Raw genomic sequence first — 18457 nt, 5'->3', positions numbered from 1 at the left:
TATATTCGACTTATCAGGAAAATGGTGGAGCCGTGGGGGATCGAACCCCAGACCTTCGCAATGCCATCGCGACGCTCTCCCAGCTGAGCTACGGCCCCATCCTTTTCGCCGGCCCTGGGAGGTTCCGGCGTCTTCGAGGGCCGCGCCTTAGATCAGGCGCGGCGCTCGTGCAACGGGCGAAAACGCGCCCGCTGCATTTTTAGTGATCTTCTTCCTTTTCGCCGGTGTCGACGCCGATATCGTCGTCGCCGCCCAGATCGACATCGTCGTCCGCGCTCGGCTCCTCATCCTCATCGACATCCAGATCTTCGGCCAAATCCGCGTCATCGTCCTCCTTCTGCGCGGTCGGCTTCGGTGCGTCGAACGGCAGCGGCTGCTTGGACTTCAGTACGGTTTCGGCTTCGAAATTGGTGCCGCATTCGACGCAGGCGATCGGATCGTCCTTGCCAAGATCGTAAAAGCGCGTGCCGCACTTGGGGCAAGTGCGCTTGGTGCCCCATTCAGGTTTCACCACGGTAAAGCTCCGATAGAAAGAGGAGGAAGGCGATCCGGCCCGTGAAGGCGGATCAGCCCGACACCGCGCGCCTTGCCACGGGCCGGAGCCGCTGGCAAGGACCGCTGCCAATGCACCAGATGGCCCCCTCCCCCGCGGCGTTCAAGAGTGCGGGGCCGCTTTCCGGCCGCGTACGTGTTCCCGGCGACAAATCGATCTCCCACCGATCGCTCATGCTATCCGCGCTTGCGGTCGGCACCAGCAGCGTCGAAGGCTTGCTGGAGGGCGAGGATGTGCTCGCCACCGCCGCCGCGATGCGCGCGATGGGCGCACGGATAGAACGCGGCGCGGACGGCCGCTGGACGATCCATGGTGTCGGCGTGGGCGGCTTGCTCCAGCCCCAACAAGCGCTCGACATGGGCAATTCGGGAACCTCCACCCGCCTCCTCATGGGCCTTGTGGCAAGCCACGCGATCACCGCCACCTTTATCGGCGATGCATCCTTGTCCAAGCGCCCGATGAACCGCGTGATCGATCCGCTGTCTCTGATGGGCGCGGAATTTACCGCCAGCCCGGGCGGCCGATTGCCGCTGGTGCTGCGCGGCATCGCGCCTGCCGTGCCAATCGAATATCGCCTGCCGGTCGCATCGGCCCAAGTGAAGTCGGCGCTTCTGCTCGCCGGCTTGAACACGCCCGGCATCACACGCGTGGTCGAGCCGGTGCCTACCCGCGACCACAGCGAGCGTATGCTCCGTGGCTTTGGTGCGGAGCTGACCGTGGACCAGGACGGAACCGGCGCTAGGGTCATCTCAATCCGCGGCGAGGCGGAACTCCGTCCGCAACATATCGTCGTTCCCGGCGACCCGTCTTCCGCTGCCTTCCCTGTCGTGGCCGCCTTGCTGGTGCCGGGATCGGACGTGATTGTCGAAAATGTCGGGCTCAATCCGACCCGCGCCGGCCTGTTCGATGTGCTGCGGATGATGGGCGCTGATATTGAATTGGTCGATGCGCGCGAGGTCGGCGGCGAGCCGGTGGCCGATCTGCGCGTCCGCGGATCCTCCCTGCACGGCGTGGAGGTGCCGCCGGACATTGCGCCAAGCATGATCGACGAATTTCCGATCCTGTTCGTGGCAGCGTCCGTCGCCAAAGGGCGGACGGTGGCGCGCGGCCTTGAGGAACTGCGCGTCAAGGAAAGCGACCGCCTCGCCTTGATGGCGCGTGGGCTGGCGCGTCTCGGCGTGCGCGTGGAAGAGAGTAAAGACGGATTGATCATCGACGGCACCGACGGAGCGCTGCTCGCCGCCAACGGGCCGGTCGAGATCGCCGCGGAACTGGATCACCGCATCGCGATGAGCTTCGCTGTTGCCGGCCTGGTATCGGCGAACACCGTGACGATCGACGATATGGCGCCGGTCGCCACGAGCTTTCCAACCTTCCAGAGGTTGATGCAGAGCCTGGGTGCGACGGTCGCATGACCCTTGATCTCGATTTCCCGACGATCGTCGGTCTCGTCGGCAGCGGACTGATGATGGTCGCCTTCGCCTATTCCAATCTCGCTACCGTCGTGAACCTTGTTCTATTCAACCTGTTGAACCTGATCGGCGCGATCTTGCTTGGCTGGTCGTTGACGATCCATTTCAACATGGCCTCGCTCGTGCTGGAAATCGTGTGGGCGGCAATCGCCCTGTTTGGCCTGATCAAGGCCCTTGTCTTGCGGAGTCGCGCATGATCATCGCTGTCGATGGACCCGCCGCTTCCGGCAAGGGAACGATCGCGAAAGCGCTAGCCCGCCACTATGGCCTGCCCCACCTTGATACCGGATTGCTCTATCGCGCCGTGGGGCTTGCCGTGCTGGAGGCTGGCGGTGATCCCGCATCCCCCGACGATGCCCTGGAGGCGGCGCGCCACTTGAGCAGCGCGCTCGACGATCCAGGCTTGAAATCCGAAGCTGCCGGCAAGGCGGCCTCGCTCGTGTCCGCCCATCCCGGCGTGCGCGCCGCTTTGCTCGAACGGCAAAAGCGATTTGCCGAGCAGCCGGGCGGCGCTGTGCTCGACGGCCGCGACATCGGTACGGTGATTGCGCCTCATGCGGATGCGAAATTGTTCGTTACGGCCAGCCCGGAAGTCCGCGCGAAACGCCGCTGCGACGAGCTTCTCGGTATGGGCCTCGACGTGCATCTGACAGCCGTGCTGAACGATATCAGGGCGCGCGATGAACGGGATTCCGCGCGTTCCGCTGCCCCCCTCAAAATGGCCGAGGATGCGGCCTTGCTCGACACCAGCACACTTACGATCGAGCAAGCAGTCGCGGCGGCGATCGCGCTGGCCGAAGAACGGCCATTCACGGCTGCGAACGATTAGTTTCGGGATTACAAGATGGTACGGTCGCTTGTTGCGTCTTTGTTGTTGCTTGCTGTTGCTCCTGCCAACGCCGCGCCGGCACCACTTCCCAAGGTTGCCATCGTCACGAGCGAGGGGACGATCGTGGCGACGCTCGAGGCAAAACGTGCGCCGATCACAACCGCCAATTTCCTGCGTTATGTCGATGCCAAACGCTTCGACAACACCACCTTCTATCGTGCAGCCCGCAGCAAGCGCATCCCGGGGAAGGGGTTGGTCCAGGGTGGGATCAACCACAATATTCCCAAGAGCTTCCTGCCGATCAAGCATGAGCCGACCACGGTGACCGGGCTGCGGCACGTCGACGGTACGCTCTCGATGGCGCGCAACGCCGTGAATTCGGCGATGGGTGATTTCTTCATCACGGTCGGTCCGGCGCCCGATCTCGACGCGCGCCCCTCCTATCCGGGTTATGCCGCCTTCGGCCATGTCGTCAGCGGGATGGACGTGGCCAAGAAAATCCTCGCAAAACCGACATATCCCGGCGGCTTTGACGAATACACGATCGGTCAGATCATCCGCCAGCCCGTCAAGATCATCACCGTCCGCCGCATTCGGTAGCCGCCTTTCGCGCGTCCTTGCGGGCTGCTCCGACACCAGATGACGGATATAACATGCCGCGGAGCGCGGATGGAGGCGGACTTTCCCATTGGCCGTCTGCTCTGCCGGGCCTAAAGGGGCCGCCCGACAGCAGACGTGGACATCATGACCAAATCCGCCACCGATCTCATGCAGGAGATCATCTTTTCTTCCCTGATCGACGCCGTGGGCGCGTTGCGTACCGCGTCGAAGGGCGTGCCGAATGCGATGCTGCGGGACATCCAGGCGATCGGCCCGAACACCACCTTTGCCGATTTGCCTAAAGAGTTACAGGCAAGTATTGGAGAATCGGTGCGAACTGCCTTCAACCGACTGTTGAAGGAAGGCTATAGCGTTTCGCCCGGCAGGCCGGCCGCGCCACCGCCGCGCCCGCCAGCCCCCGGCGGCGGTCGTCCGTCCGGCGCCGGCGCTGGACGGCCGCCGCAGGGTCGACCCGGCCCGCGCCCCGGCAATGGCGGGCCCCGGCCCGGCAATGATCGTAACCGCCGCCCGCCCAAGCCACGCGGCTCCTAAGGGCGCGCGCTTGCCCGTAGCGCGCCTGTGCGCTATATACGACCTATCCAGCGAGCGATGCTCGCGGAGGACGGCGCGGAGTTGGGCGGCATGACCGCACCTCACGCGCCCTTTTCGCATTTTGCGCTGAGCCTTCCTCCGCATGCTTCATTTGAAGGATGCCGCTCGCGCATGAGGCTCGGGCGGCGGTTCGGCTGAAGACCTCCGGAGACAACCGGACGGCCGGAAACAGACTAAAGGACTATTCATTTTTATGGCCACTGCGGCATTCCCCACCCGCGATGATTTCGCGGCAATGCTTAACGAAACGCTCGGCGGCGAGAGCCAGGGCTTCGAAGGACGGGTCGTCAAGGGCACCGTCACCGGCATCGAGAACGACATGGTCGTCATCGACGTCGGCCTGAAGTCCGAAGGCCGCGTTCCGCTGCGCGAATTCGCCCCCGCCCCCGGCCAGAAGGCCGAACTGAACGGTGGCGACGAAGTCGAAGTCTATGTCGACCGCGTCGAGAACAGCCATGGCGAAGCGATGCTGTCGCGCGACCGCGCCCGCCGCGAAGCCGCGTGGGACAATCTCGAGCACGAATTCGCCGCCGGCAACCGCGTCGACGGCGTGATCTTCGGCCGCGTCAAGGGCGGCTTCACGGTCGATCTGAATGGCGCCGTGGCGTTCCTGCCCGGCTCGCAGGTCGATATTCGCCCGGTTCGCGACGTCGGCCCGCTGATGGACATCCCGCAGCCCTTCCAGGTGCTGAAGATGGATCGCCGTCGTGGCAACATCGTCGTGTCGCGCCGCGCCGTGCTGGAAGAGACCCGCGCTGAGCAGCGCACCGGCCTTATCCAGAGCCTGGCCGAGGGTCAGATCGTTGACGGTGTGGTCAAGAACATCACCGATTATGGTGCGTTCGTGGATCTGGGCGGCATCGACGGCCTGCTGCATGTCACCGACATCAGCTACAAGCGCGTCAATCACCCGTCCGAAGTGATCAACATCGGCGACACGGTGAAGGTGCAGATCATCCGCATCAACCGCGACACGCAGCGCATCAGCCTCGGCATGAAGCAGCTCGAGAGCGATCCGTGGGAAGGCGCGGCCGCCAAGTATCCGATCGGTGGCAAGTTCACGGGCCGCGTGACCAACATCACCGAATATGGCGCGTTCGTCGAACTGGAGCCGGGCATCGAAGGTCTGGTCCATGTCAGCGAAATGAGCTGGACCAAGAAGAACGTGCACCCGGGCAAGATCGTCTCGACCAGCCAGGAAGTGGACGTCATCATCCTCGAGGTCGACGAAGAGAAGCGTCGCATCAGCCTCGGCCTCAAGCAGGCACAGGCCAATCCGTGGGAGAAGTTCGCGGAAGCCCACCCGGTCGGCTCGACCGTGGAAGGCGAAGTCAAGAACGCGACCGAGTTCGGCCTGTTCATTGGCCTGGACGGCGAGATCGACGGCATGGTCCACATGTCCGACATCGCCTGGGGTGTGTCCGGCGAGGAAGCCCTGGCGCTGCATCACAAGGGCGAGACGGTCAAGGCGCAGGTCCTCGACATCGATCCCGAGAAGGAGCGTATCAGCCTCGGCATCAAGCAGCTTGAGCGTGCCGGCGCATCGTCCGGTGCTTCGGGCTCCAGCGGCGCCGTGAACAAGGGCGCGATCGTCACCGTCACCGTGATGGCGTCGGGCGATGGCGGTCTGGACGTGCAGGTCGGCGACGATGGCCCGACCGGCTTCATCAAGCGCGCCGATCTTGGCCGCGATCGCGACGAGCAGCGTCCGGAGCGTTTCCAGCCCGGCCAGAAGCTCGATGCGATGGTAACCGGCTTCGATCGTTCGAAGAAGCCCACCTTCTCGGTCAAGGCGATGCAGCTCGCCGAGGAAAAGCAGGCTGTTGCGCAATATGGATCGTCCGATTCGGGCGCATCGCTGGGCGACATCCTGGGTGCGGCATTGAAGGCACGCGACGAGGCATAAACGCCACAATCTCACGCCGGGCCGGGCAAAATCGCGGCCCGGCGTGATCCTTCAAGATTGATCTATATTTATTTCTACGACATAGAGGTGGCGGCTTAGGTTGCGGCTTCAAGGGACGCGGAAAGCCGATGCGTCATTGAGCCAGAGAAGGGGCAAGTCATTGATCAGGTCCGAGCTTATCGCTCTGGTGCACAAGGATCAGCCAGGGCTTTCCCCTCGCGAGGTCGAGCAGATTGTCGCCTGTATCTTTGACGCAATCTCCAAGCGCCTAGCCGAAGGCGGCCGCGTCGAACTCCGTGGCTTTGGCACCTTCACGACGCGCGCGCGCGATGGCCGCGTCGGGCGCAATCCTCGCACCGGCGAGGCGGTCGATGTGCAGCCCAAGCGGGTTCCCTATTTCAAACCCGGCAAGGAAATGCGCCACCGGCTCAACGTCTGAGCTTCGGTACTGGCGTTACCGCCCCCGCTGCGGCTAAGCGGCTATCCGTGCGGACGTGGCGAAACCGGTAGACGCAGAGGACTTAAAATCCTTTTCCGATAGGAGTGCGGGTTCGAGTCCCGCCGTCCGCACCAATTCCGGCTAAGAACGGCCAGGCAATCGTGGCACGATCAAACATTTAGTGTAATTTGCGTCCCTTCGCCACCGAGGTGCGTTGACCCTCTGAGATATCAGGAGGTTATCATGGGCGACGATCGAAACGGGCAGAGCCCAGAGGTCGAAATGGCGAATGATGAAGGCGCAGATCCTTCGCACGATATCGAACGCCAGAATGATGGCGCATCGTCCGACAGCGACGCCACGTCTACTACAGGGCCCGAGGATAGCGATACGGATCCTGAGGCGGAAGCGCATCCCAGCTAGCCACCGACAAGCGGTCAATCGCCGCTGTTACTGCCGTGATCGCCTCGATAAGGTCGCGGCCATGCGGTGGTTGCCTTCCGGTTTGCTGAGCGTGGTCTTGCTCCTGGCTGGGTGCCGCGGCGGGACGAGCGACGGACCCCTTTCCGTCAGCGTGATCGGCACCGATTGGAAAAGCCCCGAAGCGGCGGCAACGCTCGCGACGACGACCGATGTCGGCTTGGTCCGGCTGGATCGCGAAGGGCAGGTGATTCCTGGAGCAGCCGCCCGCTGGGCCATTCTGGATGATGGCGTCGACTATATTTTCCGTATCGATGATCAGGCCGGGCTCTCTGCCCGCGCCATTGCCCGCCGCCTGCGGGACGCCCTTCGCCGCAACACCGCCAACCCGGATCTTTCCGCCTTGCAGCCCGTCGAAAGCATCACGGCGGTCACCTCCAGTGTCATCGAGATGCGGCTGGATTCGCCGCAACCCGATCTCCTGCCGTTGCTGGCCCAGTCCGAGCTCGCCGTCGGCGGACCAAGCCAATGGCGTTCTACCAAGGAAAATGCCGGACAGATCCTGCTCACGCCTCCGCCCGGCGACGAGGAAGCGGCAGCGGTTCGTCTTCGTGCCGAACAGGTGGGCCGCGCCGTGGCACGCTTCCAGGCTGGCGGCAGCGCGCTCGTGCTGGGAGGCACCTTCGCAGATCTGGGCGTGGCCCGCGCCGCCGACCTGCCGCGTGAGGCGCTGCGTTTCGACCCCACATCAGGCTTATTTGGGCTCGCCATCCGCAATGCGCAGTTGGACCCGGCCCTCCGCACGGCTCTTTCGCTGGCGATTGACCGCGACCGGATCGTGTCCTTGATGGCCGCGCCTCAACAAACGAAGGCGACGACGATTGCCGGATCCACGATCGAACCCCCGCTGGATCAACGACGCGAGATGGCGCGCGCCCTATTGGCGGGCAGGGCGCCCCAGATCCAGGTGGGCATGCCACCTGGGCCCGGCGCCCGCGTGCTGTTTGCCGCATTGGCAAGCGATTGGCACAAGGTCGGGATAGAGGCGCACGCGGTCGAGCTGGGCGCGCCGTCGGATCTCTCGCTGGTAGACCGGGTTGCCCCTGCGGGGACGCTTGCGACGCTCGCCTGTGCCGTCAGCGCAGGCTGCAATCCGCGCGATCGGCTGGCGCTGATCAACCCGCCTTTCATCCCGATCGCGACGCCGATCCGCTGGTCTCTGGTTGCCCCGTCGCTCGATGCCTTCACGGCTAATGCGCTCGCCGCCCACCCTATCGATCAGCTCCGCACGCGGCGATAACGGAACCAACGCGACGCTCGCGCGATCAGCGTTTCATGGCGGATCGCACCAAGCCCTATCACGCTGCATTTGATCGTTTGCCGGGGCTGGGGCGGGATCCTCAGGCAGTGCGCAAGCGCGTCGAGGCGCTGGAGCATATCCTGGAGCGCATGATCGTCATTCCAGGCCTTAATCGCCCAATCGGATTGGATGTTCTACTCGATGCGCTTCCCGTGGCGGGCAGTCTGGTTGGGGCCGCCCTGGGTTCATACCTTGTCTGGGAAGCACGCAATCTGGGCATGTCGAAATGGCAGATGGCGCGCATGCTGGGCAATGTCGGCTTCGACGCATTGCTGGGCGCCATCCCCTGGGTCGGCGCTATTCCGGATTATTTCTTCCGGTCCAACAGCCGAAACGTGCGGATCATCCGCCGCCACCTGGATAAGCATCACCCCGCGACGGCGATCCTCGAGGGGCGGTAGAGGGCACGATCACTACGCGGCGGCGGCCGCGCCTGGCAGGCGGATCCGCACGATACGGTTTCCGCGCGTGGGCGTGCGGCAACGCTCCCGCCGGAACTTCGTATCAAGGCATAGCCAGACTTCGCGTAGCCAGCCGTCTCGATCCAGATTCAAGGTAACCATATCCGATGTCATACCGGGATTCGCGGCGGCGAAAGCGCGGGTGAAGCTGCCCGCATCCATGGTTTGCCCGGCAAGCGTCACCATGTCCGGAAAGCGGATCCGATAGAATAAGCGGCTGGATCGCTTGAAATAGGCTTTAGGCGTGATGCCCATGCAGGTGCCATGTTTGGCCCATTCATGCTGCATCAACTGAGCTGACGGGGTCGCGGCATGATAGGTGGTGATGATCCCTGGCGGGAGGATCGCCGCATCCGTGCACCATTGCGGCCAGCTCTTGCCCTGCCCGTCCGGCCACAGGCCGTGCAGGACGAACCCGCCCCTTCCGATCGGTCCGCACTGGAAGCTTTCCGCACCCGGCACCGGGCGCGCGCAATGCTCGGGCGCCCAGATCAGTGCCAGCGTGTATCCGCCGATCGGCTCCATGCGCCTCGACTGTTCGGCGCTCGGGCCTTCAGCATGCGGAACGGCAGCCGCGTCCCAAGCCGGTGCTGCTGCTTGAAGAGCGAGTAAGGCGAGCCACGCAATCATGATTCCACCAGGTCCAAACCGATGTCTGCTGCAGGCGCCGATTGGGTGAGACGCCCGACCGAAATATAGGTCACGCCGGTTTCCGCGATCGCCCGGATCGTGTCCAACCGAACTCCGCCCGACGCTTCGCTGGGGACCCGTCCTCCGATCATCTGCACCGCTTCGCGCAGCGTTGCCGGCACCATATTATCCAACAAGAGCCAAGTCGCTCCGGCATCAATCGCGGGTGCGATCTGATCGATATGGTCGACCTCGACGATGATTTGCTTGATGCCCGCCTCAACCGCGCGACCCACTGCCGGTGCGATACCGCCAGCCACGGCGACATGATTGTCTTTGATCATGGCGGAATCCCACAATCCCATGCGGTGATTGCGTGCGCCGCCCATACGCGTCGCGTATTTTTCCAGACGGCGCAGGCCGGGGATGGTCTTGCGTGTGTCCAGCAGGGTCGCGCCGGTTCCAGCAATTGCATCGACATAGGTGCGCGTGAGCGTCGCTATGCCTGAAAGATGCTGTGCCGTGTTCAAGGCGGATCGCTCGGCCGTCAGGAGCGCACGCGCGCGGCCGGAGACTCGGAGCAATTCCGTTCCGGCGGGCACCGCCGCGCCGTCCTCCACCAGCAAGACGATGTCGGCGGTGGGATCGAGATGGCGAAAGAATTCGGCAGCCAGTGCTAGGCCGGCTGGAACGATGGCGTCGCGACTGACCATCGTGCCATCGAAGCGCGCATCGGCCGGAATGACGGCGCGTGAGGTGATGTCTCCCCCCTCCCCCACGTCTTCCGCCAACGTCGAAACGACAAAGGCACCGGCATCGAAGCCGTCCAGTTCGAATGTCATCACGTCTCCCAGATCCGGCCGGTGGTAAGCCTGTCGATTCGACAGTAGCAGGGCATGCGTGCAACCCGATGAAGCAGCGAGAGGCATTTGACCATCTTCACGCCTGAGCACGGCTTGTCCGATACAATCGTCTCTGCATCCGTCGTGGCGCCGCCGCCCCGTGAACCGCGGACCGCCTGATCCATGCCGTTCACCCCATTCCACCTCGGTCCGGGCGCCGTCTTTAAGGCGATCGGCCGCGATCGCTTCAGCTTCCTGATGTTCGGAGGCACGCAGATCCTGATGGACGTGGAGCCGCTCGTCCATATCCTGCGCGGTGACAGGGTGCTGCACGGCACCAGTCATACCATTGCCGGCGCGTTGGCCATTGCGGGCGTCTCGATCCTGCTTGCGGTACCGATCATCCGCTGGTTGATGCGACATCTCACGAACGCCCCACCGCTTACCTGGACTGTCGCGACGATCAGCGCCCTTGTAGGGACTTACTCGCACATTCTTCTGGACGCGATCATGCATTCAGACATGAACCCGCTATGGCCCTTTGCCCCGGGCAACAGCCTGCAGGGCATTATCTCCGTCGACGGCCTGCATCTTTTCTGCATGTCCTGTGGCCTGATCGGCGGCGCCGCAATCGCGCTACGCGCCATGCGGAGGTCCTGATCGGTCAGCGCTTCAGTCGCCGGACGGTCGCTTATGCCCGAGATCCCCCTGCCCGCCAGTGGCGCTAGCCATTTCCAGCATGCGATCGAGCGGCCGCTTCGCGGCCAAACGCGTTTCTTCGTCCATCTCGATCCGCGGATTGAGATCGCGTAGCGCCAGGTACAGCTTCTCGATCGAGTTCATCGCCATGTACGGGCACATATTGCAGTTGCAATTGCCGTCCGCCCCGGGCGCGCCGATAAACGTCTTGTGCGGGGCCGCCTTCTCCATTTGATGGATGATATGCGGCTCGGTGGCGACGATGATCGTCTGCGCAGGCGACGCCAAAGCGAATTCTAGGATCGCGCGGGTCGATCCGACCAAATCCGCATGATCGAGGATGTAGGCCGGGCATTCCGGATGCGCCGCGACCGGCGCGTCCGGATACTGCACCTTCAGCTTAAGCAATTCGGTCTCGCTGAAGGCCTCATGGACGATGCAGGCGCCCGGCCACAGCAACATGTCGCGCCCCGTCTTGCGGTTGAAATAGGCGCCCAGATTCTTGTCCGGCGCGAAGATGATCTTCTGATCCATCGGCAGCTGCGACAGGATCTTCTCGGCCGATGAGGATGTCACGATGATGTCGGAGTGTGCCTTAACGGCGGCCGAGCAGTTGATGTAGGTCAGCGCAATATGATCGGGATGGGCCGCCCGGAAACGTGCGAACTGCTCCGGCGGACACGAATCCTCCAGGCTGCACCCCGCCGCCATGTCTGGAAGCACCACAGTCTTGTCGGGTGACAAGATCTTGGCGACCTCCGCCATGAAGCGAACGCCGCAAAAGGCGATCACGTCCGCGCTCGTCTCTGCTGCCTTCTTCGACAGATCCAGGCTGTCGCCAACGAAGTCGGCCAGATCCTGAATTTCCGGCACCTGGTAATAATGCGCCAGAATGACGGCATTCTTTTCCTGACGGAGCCGATTGATCTCGGCGCGCAAGTCCAGACCGGCGAGGCTTTGGGTAGGAGCGTTCATGCGCCCCAAATAAGAAGTGCCGGCCCGTTTGTCGAACGGGTGGATCATAACCGCTTCCTGCTGTTAGGGGCAGGGAAACAGGGAGATAGATGCATATGGCACGGATTTTGGCGGGCGCGGTGGCAATCCTGCTCGCAAGCGGTGCATCGGCAGCGCCGCTGGCGACGATCGATCGCAACGGCAGCATCGTCTCGGTCGAGCCCTATGCGCCCAACATCGTGCGCGTGACCATCGCGCGGGATCATGATCTTGCGGATGCCGCCCCCGGTTATGGTGTGACCGCGAAGAGCAACGCCAGCGGTTGGGCGCATAATAATGGTGTGGCCGGCGATGTCTTCACCTCGGGCGCAATCAACCTCACCATCGATGCGCAGCCTTGGCCGAAGGCCCCAACGCAGATGGAGCGCTATTTCGCGCCGTCGCTTCCGCCTGTCTCCCTGACCGTGAAGCGCGCCGACGGGCAGCCGATCGTTACCATGAAGGGGTGGGACATGGTCCCGCATGAGGTTGCGGGCGAACGGACCTTCAAGGTGGGCGCTAGCTTTTCCATCACGCCGGACGAGCATTTTTATGGCCTGGGGCAAAATCAGGAGGGCACGCTCGACCTGAAGGGTCGCACGATCGATTGCCGCCATTATTACGACGCGCCTGCCGGCGAGCAGGTTTGCGTGCCGGTCCTGGTCAGCTCCAACAATTACATGATCGTCTGGGACAATCCCTCGACCACGACCGTGTCGGTGGGGATGAACAATGCCACGCATTTCCAGTCGAATGTTGGCGAGCGCGTTTCCTTCTTCGTCATCACCGGCGCCGACAGCGACGATCTCTACAAGGGCTATCGTCTGCTGACCGGCGTCACGCCGCTGCCCCCAAAGGCCGCATTCGGGCTCATCCAGTCCAAGGCGCGCTACGAGACCCAGAATGAGCTGCTCGGCATTGCTAAGGGCTATCGCGACCGCGGCTATCCGCTCGACGTGATGGTGCTCGACTGGTTCTACTGGACGCGCATGGGCCAGCTCGACATCGACCGCACCTACTTCCCCGATCCCGGCGCGATGAACCGCCAGCTGCACGATTGGGGCATGCACAGCATCATTTCGGTCTGGCCGCGCTTCGAGAAGGAAAGCCGCTATTTCGATCTGCTCGCATCCAAGGGCTGGTTCCTGAAGGACAAGGACGGCAAGCCGGTCGATGGCCTTGCGGTACGCACGGATCGAGCCGGCGCGTTGATCGACAGCACTAATCCAGACGCCCGCGCCTGGTTCTGGACCAAGATACGGGACAATATCGCAAGCCAGGGGTTCGACTGGTTCTGGCTTGACGAAACGGAACCCGATCTTGTGCCTGACGGCTATTTCTATTCGATCGGGACAGGCGACCGTTATCATAACCTGTTCCCGCTGTTGCATACGGGCGGCGTCGCCGAAGGCTCTGCACGCGATCGTCCGCAATTCCGCAACCTGATCCTCGCCCGCGCGGCCTATCTGGGTACCCAGGCCAATGGTGCGATTTTCTGGACGTCCGACGTCCAGTCCACCTGGGAAGCGCTCAAGCGCCAAGTTCCGGCAAACCTCGGCATGGCGGCGAGCGGCATCGCTTATACGAGCAGCGACACGGGCGGCTGGCAGTGGCCGAACGGCCCCAAGGCGCAACGTCCCGTGCTGGTCGATCCGGCCGGCGCCACCGCGATGGCCCCATCCTATACCGACTATCCGGAATTGTTCGTCCGCTGGTTCCAGCTCAACACGTTCACGCCGACGTTGCGCATCCACGGCCAGCGCCCGGCGGCGGCAATCTGGGAATATGGCAAAGCAGCCGAACCGATCCTCGCCGATTATCTGCGGCTACGCTACCAGCTGATGCCCTATCTCTATGCTCTGGGTCATGACACCTATCAGACGGGTGCGCCGTTCATGCGCGCCTTGTTCATGGACTTCCCCAAGGACCCGGTCGCCGCGACCGTAGGCGATCAATATATGTTCGGCCCCGCTTTCCTGGTCGCGCCTGTGACTGATCAGGGCGCCACGACGCGCAAGGTCTATCTGCCCGCAGGGAGCGACTGGTACGACTGGTGGACCAACCGCAAGATTACAGGCGGCCAGTGGATCGACGCTGCCGCGCCGATCGAACGGATGCCGCTGTTCGTGCGCGCCGGATCGATCGTGCCGCTCGGCGCGCCCATCCAGAACACGGCGACGCGTCAGCCGCTGTCGGAAATCCGGGTCTTCCCGGGACGCGATACAAGCTTCGCCCTGTATGACGATGACGGCGTGACCAACCAGTATCAGAAGGATGGCGGCAAGACCGCGACCCTGCGTTGGGACGAAGCCACCGCCCGGCTTTCGGCGAGTGGCGCGCTGCCGAGCGGACAGTCACCGGCGGCATTGGTGAAGGTGATCCGCGCGCAATGACAATTCTTGTTGGATTGTCGGGAAGCCTGCGGCATCACAGCTTCAACAGCGGACTCCTCCGTGCGGCCGTCGAGGAGATGCCGGACGGTGCCCGCCTAGACATCGGGTCGATCGCGGACGTGCCGCTCTACAATGGCGACGTGGAGGCCGAAGGGATACCCGCGGCGGTTATTCGCTTGAAGGATCAGGTCGCCGCCGCTGACGGCCTGCTTCTCGTCACGCCCGAATATAACAATGGCATACCCGGCGTGTTCAAGAACGTAATCGACTGGTTGAGCCGGCCGTCGAGCGATATTGCGCGTATATTCGGCGGGAAGGCGGTTGGCGTGATCGGCACCTCACCAGGTCGCTTCGGCACCTTGTCGGCACAGACCGCCTGGCTACCGGTGCTGCGTACGCTGGAAGCCGATCATTGGAGTGGCGGCCGGCTCGTCGTTTCGGACGCGTCCGCGCTTTTCGATGGATCGGGCGATCTTGCTGACGGGGCAACCCGGGCACGGCTACGCAAATATCTGGCCGGATTCGTGGCGCATATCCAGCGGACGTAAATCCTGCGCGACGACCGCGCTGACATCGAGTTGGGGGAAATGATGCGGGTCTGCTTGATAATCGCTATCTTGTTCGGCGCCGTCGCGGCCGTTGCACAGGCTCCGCCCCTTACCCTCGCCGATATCGGCTTGGTCGGCTCGGAATGCGCGCGCTACGATGCCGCGGCAGATCGTTACATCGTCTCCAACATCAATGGGCCCAACCCCGGTTTTCTCTCCGTCGTCACGCCCGACGGCACTGTCGAGACACTGCACTGGATCGACGGCAGCGCGAGCCGGCTCGCCGATCCCTTCGGTCTCTTCATCGAAGGCGAACGCATCTATGTGGCGGATGTTGATGCGGTCCGCATCTATGATCGCCGCACGGGCGCGCCCGCCTCCAGCGTCGTCGTGCCCGGTGCGCTGCGCCTCAACGATCTGACCGTTGCCAAGGACGGCACGATCTATGTGACCGACTCAGGCAAGGGTGATCAGCCGGGCGCGATCTATCGCATCTCGCGCCGCGGGAAGGTTGTACAATGGGCAGCCCGCAACGACGCGCTGGAGAAGCCGAACGGCATTGCCCTGCTGCCCGACGGTACGATCGTTCACGGCGGCCGCGGGGTGAACCTGGTGTTCCGCAACGCCGCCGGAAAAGTCTTGCGCGAACGCACATTGCCCACCGGCCGGATCGACGGCATCGTCGCACTAAAGGACGGCAGCCTGTTCGTCTCCAGCCAGGACGGCCACGTCGTCTATCATGTCGGCCCCGGCATGGGCCCCATCACTGTGGTTGCCAAGGATATCGAGGTGCCCGCCGCCATCGGCTATGACAGCAAGCGCAACCGGCTGATCGTGCCGCAGATCCGCGCGGCATCGCTGACCTTGGTCGACTTGCCGCCGCGCTAGGCTTCGCCCTGGAACTTCGCGACGACGGTCGCATCGATCCCGGCGGCCTTCAGCGGCATGGCGAAGCTGCGCTGGATCGCATTACGAGCCGCATCGCGCGCGAGCTTCATCGGCAAGGCATCGCGCGCCTGTCGCACCAGTTCCGCCTGGCCGGCCGCCTTGTTGGCGGCATCCAACCGGGTCTCGATAGCCGTCAGCGCCATCAGCACCCCGCCCTCGCCATAACTTTGAACATGGCGCAGATCGACCTCCGGCGCCGATACGGACAGCGGCGGCAAGGTCACCGCCAATGTCCGCGTCGCCGCATCCCAACGCAGGTCACGCTGCTGCAGCGCGGACAGGTCCAGCTCGTACCGCACCATGCCCGGCATGATCAGCGTCTGCTTGGCCGAGAAGCCGAACCGATGCTGCTCCGACGTCACCACCGCCACGAACCGCGCGGCAAACGGCACCAGCACCGCCTGTTCGCGCACCGCCTGCAGGCTGGCCGCGGCCACCGTCACCGGATCGGGGTTGAGCTCCTTGCGAAGCTTCCAACCCAGCGCGAAGATGATCCCGGCCGCGATCACCACCACCAGTAGCAGCGCGCCGAGGAATTTGGCGACCGGCCGGATCATGCGGCGATCGCCCACAAGTCGCCGTCGCGCCATACGCGATCGCGCGCTTCCAGATCGATCAGATGGGCGAGAACGCTGCGCCCGGCGGCGCCGTGCAAGCGGGGGTCAATGCCGCGATACATGCTCTGCACCATTACGGGAATCGGCAGCGATTCCTGTTCCAGCAGATCGAGTATCTGGCGTTCGCGCTGGCGCCGGTGCGCTGCGACGGCCCGCACGAAACGCTGCGGTTCGCGCACGGGATCGCCATGGGCCGGATAATAGATGCGATCGGTGCGTCCGACGAGTTTGTCGAGGCTCGCCATATAAGCGGCCATGTCGCCGTCAGGCGGCGATACAACCGTGGTCGACCAGCCCATGATGTGGTCACCCGAGAAAAGGGCACCGCTCTCCTGCAATGCCAGGCACAGATGGTTAGAGGTGTGGCCCGGCGTCGCCACCGCTTCCAGCGTCCAGCCGGGGCCGCACACCGTCTCGCCATCCTGCAACACGCGATCCGGACGATAGTCGGCGTCGAACGCCGCGTCGGCGCGAGGCCCGTCATCGTCCATCGTCAGCGGCGCGCAGCCGATGATCGGGGCGCCGGTTCGTGCCTGCAGCGGACGGCTGGCGGGGCTGTGATCGCGGTGGGTATGCGTGCACAGGATCGCCGTGATCCGCTCGCCCGCCGTCGCTGCCAGGATGGCATCGACATGATCGGGCAGATCGGGGCCGGGATCGATCACGGCCACCTCGCCCCGCCCAACGAGATAGGTTTCGGTGCCGGTATGCGTGAAAGCCGAAGGGTTCGGCGCCAGTAGACGGCGCACCAACGGCTCCAGCGTGACCGGCACGGCGGTCAGGTCGCGCGCGGTCACTGTGCGGCGGAGACGCCCTGCTCCTGCATCAGCTGGCCCAGTTCGCCGCTCTCGTACATCTCCATCATGATGTCCGATCCGCCGATAAACTCACCCTTCACGTAGAGCTGCGGTATGGTCGGCCAATCCGAATATTCCTTGATGCCCTGTCGGATGCCCTGATCTTGCAGCACATCAACGGTCGTATAAGCGACCCCCAGATGCTCCAGGATCGCAACGGCGCGGCTGGAAAAGCCACATTGCGGAAACAGCGCTGTGCCCTTCATGAACAGGACAACATCATTGCCCTTCACGGCGGTATCGATGCGGGAGCGTGCGTCTTCGGTCATAACCAATACTCTATCAGGGTGTTGCAGTAGTAAGCTGAAGGGCGTGCAGCACGCCCCCCATATTGCCGCCTAGGGCTTCATAGACGCGCCGCTGCTGCGCGACCCGCGTTTGCCCCCGGAAGCTTTCCGATACGACGCGCGCGGCATAATGATCGCCATCGCCGGCAAGATCGGTGATTTCGACCTGCGCGTCGGGGATCGCCGCGCGGATCATGGCTTCAATCTCGTCCGCCGCCATCGGCATCAGTTTTCGACACCCATCAGCTGGCGGCGCGCCTCGATCGTCGCTTCGTGAAGCGCGGTGCGCACGCGGCTTTCGTCCGTTTCCACATTGGCGGACAGCAGGTCGCCGACCAGCTTGCGCACGACATCCTCGTCGCCCGCTTCCTCAAAATCCGCCTGCACCACCGCCTTGGCATAAGCGTCGGTCTCTTCCGGCGTCAGGCCCATCAGCCCCGCCGCCCAGGTGCCGACCAGCCGGTTGCGGCGGGCGGTGACGCGGAACGCCATCTCCTCGTCGCGCGCGAACTTCGTCTCGAACGCGCGTTCCCGGTCATCAAATGTGCTCATTCCAGCAGGCTCCCTTGTTCAGGGAGAAGATAGGGGCGGCTGAGGAACCGCGCAACCGAGCCCTTAAAAGGGCAGCATCAGCCGCAGGCGCATGTCGGTGTAGCGCCGGCGGAAATAGACATCGTCCTCTGCGTCACCGACCTTCTTTCCGTCCGCCTTAAGGGCTACCGTGGCATTCCCGATCTTCGCCTCGGCGCGGACAGGCTTTTGGCCATATCGGTCGTCGTCTGCGGGACGCAGCCGAAATGTCTCATCGCGATCCTGATTGCCGCACACGACCACTTCATCTTCACGCGCACGGCTGTCGCAGCCATCGGTCGGCGGATGAAGATAGATATGCGGCGATGCGGGTGCGTCCGCCGGCGCGGCTGACGGGGGATCGATCATGACGGCGAGAACATAGACCAGCATCGCGATCCATCACTCCGCAGGAGCAAGA

General features: G+C 63.6%; 24 protein-coding genes and 2 tRNA genes. 15 read left to right on the top strand and 11 right to left on the bottom strand.

Features of this window, described 5'->3' with window-relative positions:
- Nucleotides 1-22 precede the first annotated feature (22 nt).
- Both ACOJSI_RS15815 and ACOJSI_RS15810 read right to left on the bottom strand, forming a co-directional pair.
- Nucleotides 23-98 (bottom strand) — tRNA-Ala (locus tag ACOJSI_RS15815).
- Between the two features lie 101 nt (nt 99-199).
- Nucleotides 200-514: a TIGR02300 family protein gene (locus tag ACOJSI_RS15810; RefSeq protein WP_420139253.1), complete on the bottom strand. Its 315-nt coding sequence runs from the start codon at nt 512-514 to the stop codon at nt 200-202.
- Between the two features lie 110 nt (nt 515-624).
- Here ACOJSI_RS15810 and aroA point away from each other — a divergent pair, with 110 nt between their 5' ends.
- From aroA to ACOJSI_RS15755, 11 genes are all read left to right on the top strand, one after another.
- Complete coding sequence (gene aroA / locus ACOJSI_RS15805) at nt 625-1968, top strand: 3-phosphoshikimate 1-carboxyvinyltransferase (RefSeq protein ID WP_420139252.1); 1344 nt, start codon at nt 625-627, stop codon at nt 1966-1968.
- Nucleotides 1965-2222, top strand: a complete 258-nt coding sequence (locus ACOJSI_RS15800; protein ID WP_420139251.1) for a CBU_0592 family membrane protein — start codon at nt 1965-1967, stop codon at nt 2220-2222. Before aroA ends, ACOJSI_RS15800 begins: the two co-directional genes overlap by 4 nt.
- Entirely contained in the window at nt 2219-2854 is a 636-nt protein-coding gene (gene cmk, locus ACOJSI_RS15795; protein ID WP_420139250.1) for a (d)CMP kinase, read from the top strand. The genes ACOJSI_RS15800 and cmk overlap by 4 nt, the downstream gene beginning before the upstream one ends.
- Nucleotides 2855-2869: 15 nt before the next feature.
- The gene (locus tag ACOJSI_RS15790) at nt 2870-3454 is read left to right on the top strand and encodes a peptidylprolyl isomerase (protein WP_420139249.1); all 585 of its coding nucleotides are present in this window, start codon (nt 2870-2872) and stop codon (nt 3452-3454) included.
- A gap of 144 nt (nt 3455-3598) precedes the next feature.
- Complete coding sequence (locus ACOJSI_RS15785) at nt 3599-4006, top strand: hypothetical protein (RefSeq protein WP_420139248.1); 408 nt, start codon at nt 3599-3601, stop codon at nt 4004-4006.
- Between the two features lie 253 nt (nt 4007-4259).
- On the top strand, nt 4260-5972 hold the full coding sequence (gene rpsA / locus ACOJSI_RS15780) for a 30S ribosomal protein S1 (protein ID WP_420139247.1): 1713 nt from the start codon (nt 4260-4262) through the stop codon (nt 5970-5972).
- 160 nt (nt 5973-6132) lie between these two features.
- Nucleotides 6133-6411 (top strand): integration host factor subunit beta, encoded by a 279-nt coding sequence (locus ACOJSI_RS15775; protein ID WP_420139246.1) that lies wholly within the window; start codon nt 6133-6135, stop codon nt 6409-6411.
- A gap of 49 nt (nt 6412-6460) precedes the next feature.
- Nucleotides 6461-6545, top strand: a tRNA-Leu gene (locus tag ACOJSI_RS15770).
- Between the two features lie 109 nt (nt 6546-6654).
- Nucleotides 6655-6834 (top strand): hypothetical protein, encoded by a 180-nt coding sequence (locus ACOJSI_RS15765; RefSeq protein WP_420139245.1) that lies wholly within the window; start codon nt 6655-6657, stop codon nt 6832-6834.
- A gap of 61 nt (nt 6835-6895) precedes the next feature.
- A complete protein-coding gene (locus ACOJSI_RS15760) occupies nt 6896-8131 on the top strand; it encodes an ABC transporter substrate-binding protein (RefSeq protein WP_420139244.1) in 1236 nt (411 codons plus the stop codon).
- Nucleotides 8132-8166: 35 nt separating this feature from the next.
- Entirely contained in the window at nt 8167-8592 is a 426-nt protein-coding gene (locus tag ACOJSI_RS15755; RefSeq protein WP_420139243.1) for a DUF4112 domain-containing protein, read from the top strand.
- Nucleotides 8593-8604: 12 nt separating this feature from the next.
- Here the strand turns inward: ACOJSI_RS15755 and ACOJSI_RS15750 are convergent, their stop codons facing one another.
- Nucleotides 8605-9177 carry a ribonuclease T2 family protein gene (locus ACOJSI_RS15750; RefSeq protein WP_420139242.1) on the bottom strand — a complete coding sequence of 191 codons (573 nt, stop codon included), beginning with the start codon at nt 9175-9177 and terminating at the stop codon, nt 8605-8607.
- A 101-nt stretch (nt 9178-9278) separates the two neighbouring features.
- Complete coding sequence (gene nadC / locus ACOJSI_RS15745; protein ID WP_420139241.1) at nt 9279-10124, bottom strand: carboxylating nicotinate-nucleotide diphosphorylase; 846 nt, start codon at nt 10122-10124, stop codon at nt 9279-9281.
- 183 nt (nt 10125-10307) lie between these two features.
- Between nadC and ACOJSI_RS15740 the strand changes: the two genes are divergently transcribed.
- On the top strand, nt 10308-10784 hold the full coding sequence (locus ACOJSI_RS15740; protein ID WP_420139240.1) for a hypothetical protein: 477 nt from the start codon (nt 10308-10310) through the stop codon (nt 10782-10784).
- Nucleotides 10785-10796: 12 nt separating this feature from the next.
- Here ACOJSI_RS15740 and nadA read toward each other — a convergent pair whose 3' ends face one another.
- Complete coding sequence (nadA, locus tag ACOJSI_RS15735) at nt 10797-11798, bottom strand: quinolinate synthase NadA (RefSeq protein WP_420139239.1); 1002 nt, start codon at nt 11796-11798, stop codon at nt 10797-10799.
- A 95-nt stretch (nt 11799-11893) separates the two neighbouring features.
- Here nadA and ACOJSI_RS15730 point away from each other — a divergent pair, with 95 nt between their 5' ends.
- From ACOJSI_RS15730 to ACOJSI_RS15720, 3 genes are read left to right on the top strand one after another with little or no spacing between them, the layout of a single operon-like run.
- Nucleotides 11894-14209 carry a TIM-barrel domain-containing protein gene (locus tag ACOJSI_RS15730; RefSeq protein WP_420139238.1) on the top strand — a complete coding sequence of 772 codons (2316 nt, stop codon included), beginning with the start codon at nt 11894-11896 and terminating at the stop codon, nt 14207-14209.
- Nucleotides 14206-14757: an NADPH-dependent FMN reductase gene (locus tag ACOJSI_RS15725; protein WP_420139237.1), complete on the top strand. Its 552-nt coding sequence runs from the start codon at nt 14206-14208 to the stop codon at nt 14755-14757. The genes ACOJSI_RS15730 and ACOJSI_RS15725 overlap by 4 nt, the downstream gene beginning before the upstream one ends.
- A gap of 54 nt (nt 14758-14811) precedes the next feature.
- Nucleotides 14812-15645, top strand: coding sequence for an SMP-30/gluconolactonase/LRE family protein (locus ACOJSI_RS15720; RefSeq protein ID WP_420139236.1), 834 nt, complete (start codon nt 14812-14814; stop codon nt 15643-15645).
- Here ACOJSI_RS15720 and ACOJSI_RS15715 read toward each other — a convergent pair.
- From ACOJSI_RS15715 to ACOJSI_RS15690, 6 genes are all read right to left on the bottom strand, one after another.
- Nucleotides 15642-16262 carry a DUF4230 domain-containing protein gene (locus ACOJSI_RS15715; protein ID WP_420139235.1) on the bottom strand — a complete coding sequence of 207 codons (621 nt, stop codon included), beginning with the start codon at nt 16260-16262 and terminating at the stop codon, nt 15642-15644. The genes ACOJSI_RS15720 and ACOJSI_RS15715 overlap by 4 nt on opposite strands.
- Entirely contained in the window at nt 16259-17119 is an 861-nt protein-coding gene (locus tag ACOJSI_RS15710) for an MBL fold metallo-hydrolase (protein WP_420139234.1), read from the bottom strand. Before ACOJSI_RS15710 ends, ACOJSI_RS15715 begins: the two co-directional genes overlap by 4 nt.
- A complete protein-coding gene (grxD, locus tag ACOJSI_RS15705; protein ID WP_420139233.1) occupies nt 17116-17448 on the bottom strand; it encodes a Grx4 family monothiol glutaredoxin in 333 nt (110 codons plus the stop codon). Before grxD ends, ACOJSI_RS15710 begins: the two co-directional genes overlap by 4 nt.
- 13 nt (nt 17449-17461) lie before the next feature.
- Nucleotides 17462-17692, bottom strand: coding sequence for a BolA/IbaG family iron-sulfur metabolism protein (locus ACOJSI_RS15700; RefSeq protein WP_420139232.1), 231 nt, complete (start codon nt 17690-17692; stop codon nt 17462-17464).
- Entirely contained in the window at nt 17692-18018 is a 327-nt protein-coding gene (locus ACOJSI_RS15695) for a DUF1476 domain-containing protein (protein WP_420139231.1), read from the bottom strand. The genes ACOJSI_RS15700 and ACOJSI_RS15695 overlap by 1 nt, the downstream gene beginning before the upstream one ends.
- Before the next feature lie 63 nt (nt 18019-18081).
- Nucleotides 18082-18429: a hypothetical protein gene (locus tag ACOJSI_RS15690; RefSeq protein WP_420139230.1), complete on the bottom strand. Its 348-nt coding sequence runs from the start codon at nt 18427-18429 to the stop codon at nt 18082-18084.
- Nucleotides 18430-18457 lie beyond the last annotated feature (28 nt).

The organism is Sphingomonas sp., from assembly GCF_048595155.1.
In the GTDB taxonomy this organism is placed as follows: domain Bacteria; phylum Pseudomonadota; class Alphaproteobacteria; order Sphingomonadales; family Sphingomonadaceae; genus Sphingomonas_I.
This window is presented reverse-complemented; position numbering and strand designations above follow the sequence as displayed.

Bases quoted from the DNA above. Each gene is read 5' to 3' on its own strand.
- ACOJSI_RS15740 (WP_420139240.1), top strand. From the start codon at position 10,308: ATGCCGTTCACCCCATTCCACCTCGGTCCGGGCGCCGTCTTTAAGGCG.
- ACOJSI_RS15725 (WP_420139237.1), top strand. From the start codon at position 14,206: ATGACAATTCTTGTTGGATTGTCGGGAAGCCTGCGGCATCACAGCTTC.
- ACOJSI_RS15765 (WP_420139245.1), top strand. From the start codon at position 6,655: ATGGGCGACGATCGAAACGGGCAGAGCCCAGAGGTCGAAATGGCGAAT.
- ACOJSI_RS15790 (WP_420139249.1), top strand. From the start codon at position 2,870: ATGGTACGGTCGCTTGTTGCGTCTTTGTTGTTGCTTGCTGTTGCTCCT.
- grxD (WP_420139233.1), bottom strand. From the start codon at position 17,448: ATGACCGAAGACGCACGCTCCCGCATCGATACCGCCGTGAAGGGCAAT.
- ACOJSI_RS15755 (WP_420139243.1), top strand. From the start codon at position 8,167: ATGGCGGATCGCACCAAGCCCTATCACGCTGCATTTGATCGTTTGCCG.
- ACOJSI_RS15695 (WP_420139231.1), bottom strand. From the start codon at position 18,018: ATGAGCACATTTGATGACCGGGAACGCGCGTTCGAGACGAAGTTCGCG.
- ACOJSI_RS15785 (WP_420139248.1), top strand. From the start codon at position 3,599: ATGACCAAATCCGCCACCGATCTCATGCAGGAGATCATCTTTTCTTCC.
- ACOJSI_RS15715 (WP_420139235.1), bottom strand. From the start codon at position 16,262: ATGATCCGGCCGGTCGCCAAATTCCTCGGCGCGCTGCTACTGGTGGTG.
- aroA (WP_420139252.1), top strand. From the start codon at position 625: ATGCACCAGATGGCCCCCTCCCCCGCGGCGTTCAAGAGTGCGGGGCCG.
- ACOJSI_RS15800 (WP_420139251.1), top strand. From the start codon at position 1,965: ATGACCCTTGATCTCGATTTCCCGACGATCGTCGGTCTCGTCGGCAGC.
- ACOJSI_RS15700 (WP_420139232.1), bottom strand. From the start codon at position 17,692: ATGCCGATGGCGGCGGACGAGATTGAAGCCATGATCCGCGCGGCGATC.
- nadC (WP_420139241.1), bottom strand. From the start codon at position 10,124: ATGACATTCGAACTGGACGGCTTCGATGCCGGTGCCTTTGTCGTTTCG.
- cmk (WP_420139250.1), top strand. From the start codon at position 2,219: ATGATCATCGCTGTCGATGGACCCGCCGCTTCCGGCAAGGGAACGATC.
- ACOJSI_RS15760 (WP_420139244.1), top strand. From the start codon at position 6,896: ATGCGGTGGTTGCCTTCCGGTTTGCTGAGCGTGGTCTTGCTCCTGGCT.
- rpsA (WP_420139247.1), top strand. From the start codon at position 4,260: ATGGCCACTGCGGCATTCCCCACCCGCGATGATTTCGCGGCAATGCTT.
- nadA (WP_420139239.1), bottom strand. From the start codon at position 11,798: ATGAACGCTCCTACCCAAAGCCTCGCCGGTCTGGACTTGCGCGCCGAG.
- ACOJSI_RS15690 (WP_420139230.1), bottom strand. From the start codon at position 18,429: ATGCTGGTCTATGTTCTCGCCGTCATGATCGATCCCCCGTCAGCCGCG.
- ACOJSI_RS15750 (WP_420139242.1), bottom strand. From the start codon at position 9,177: ATGGAGCCGATCGGCGGATACACGCTGGCACTGATCTGGGCGCCCGAG.
- ACOJSI_RS15730 (WP_420139238.1), top strand. From the start codon at position 11,894: ATGGCACGGATTTTGGCGGGCGCGGTGGCAATCCTGCTCGCAAGCGGT.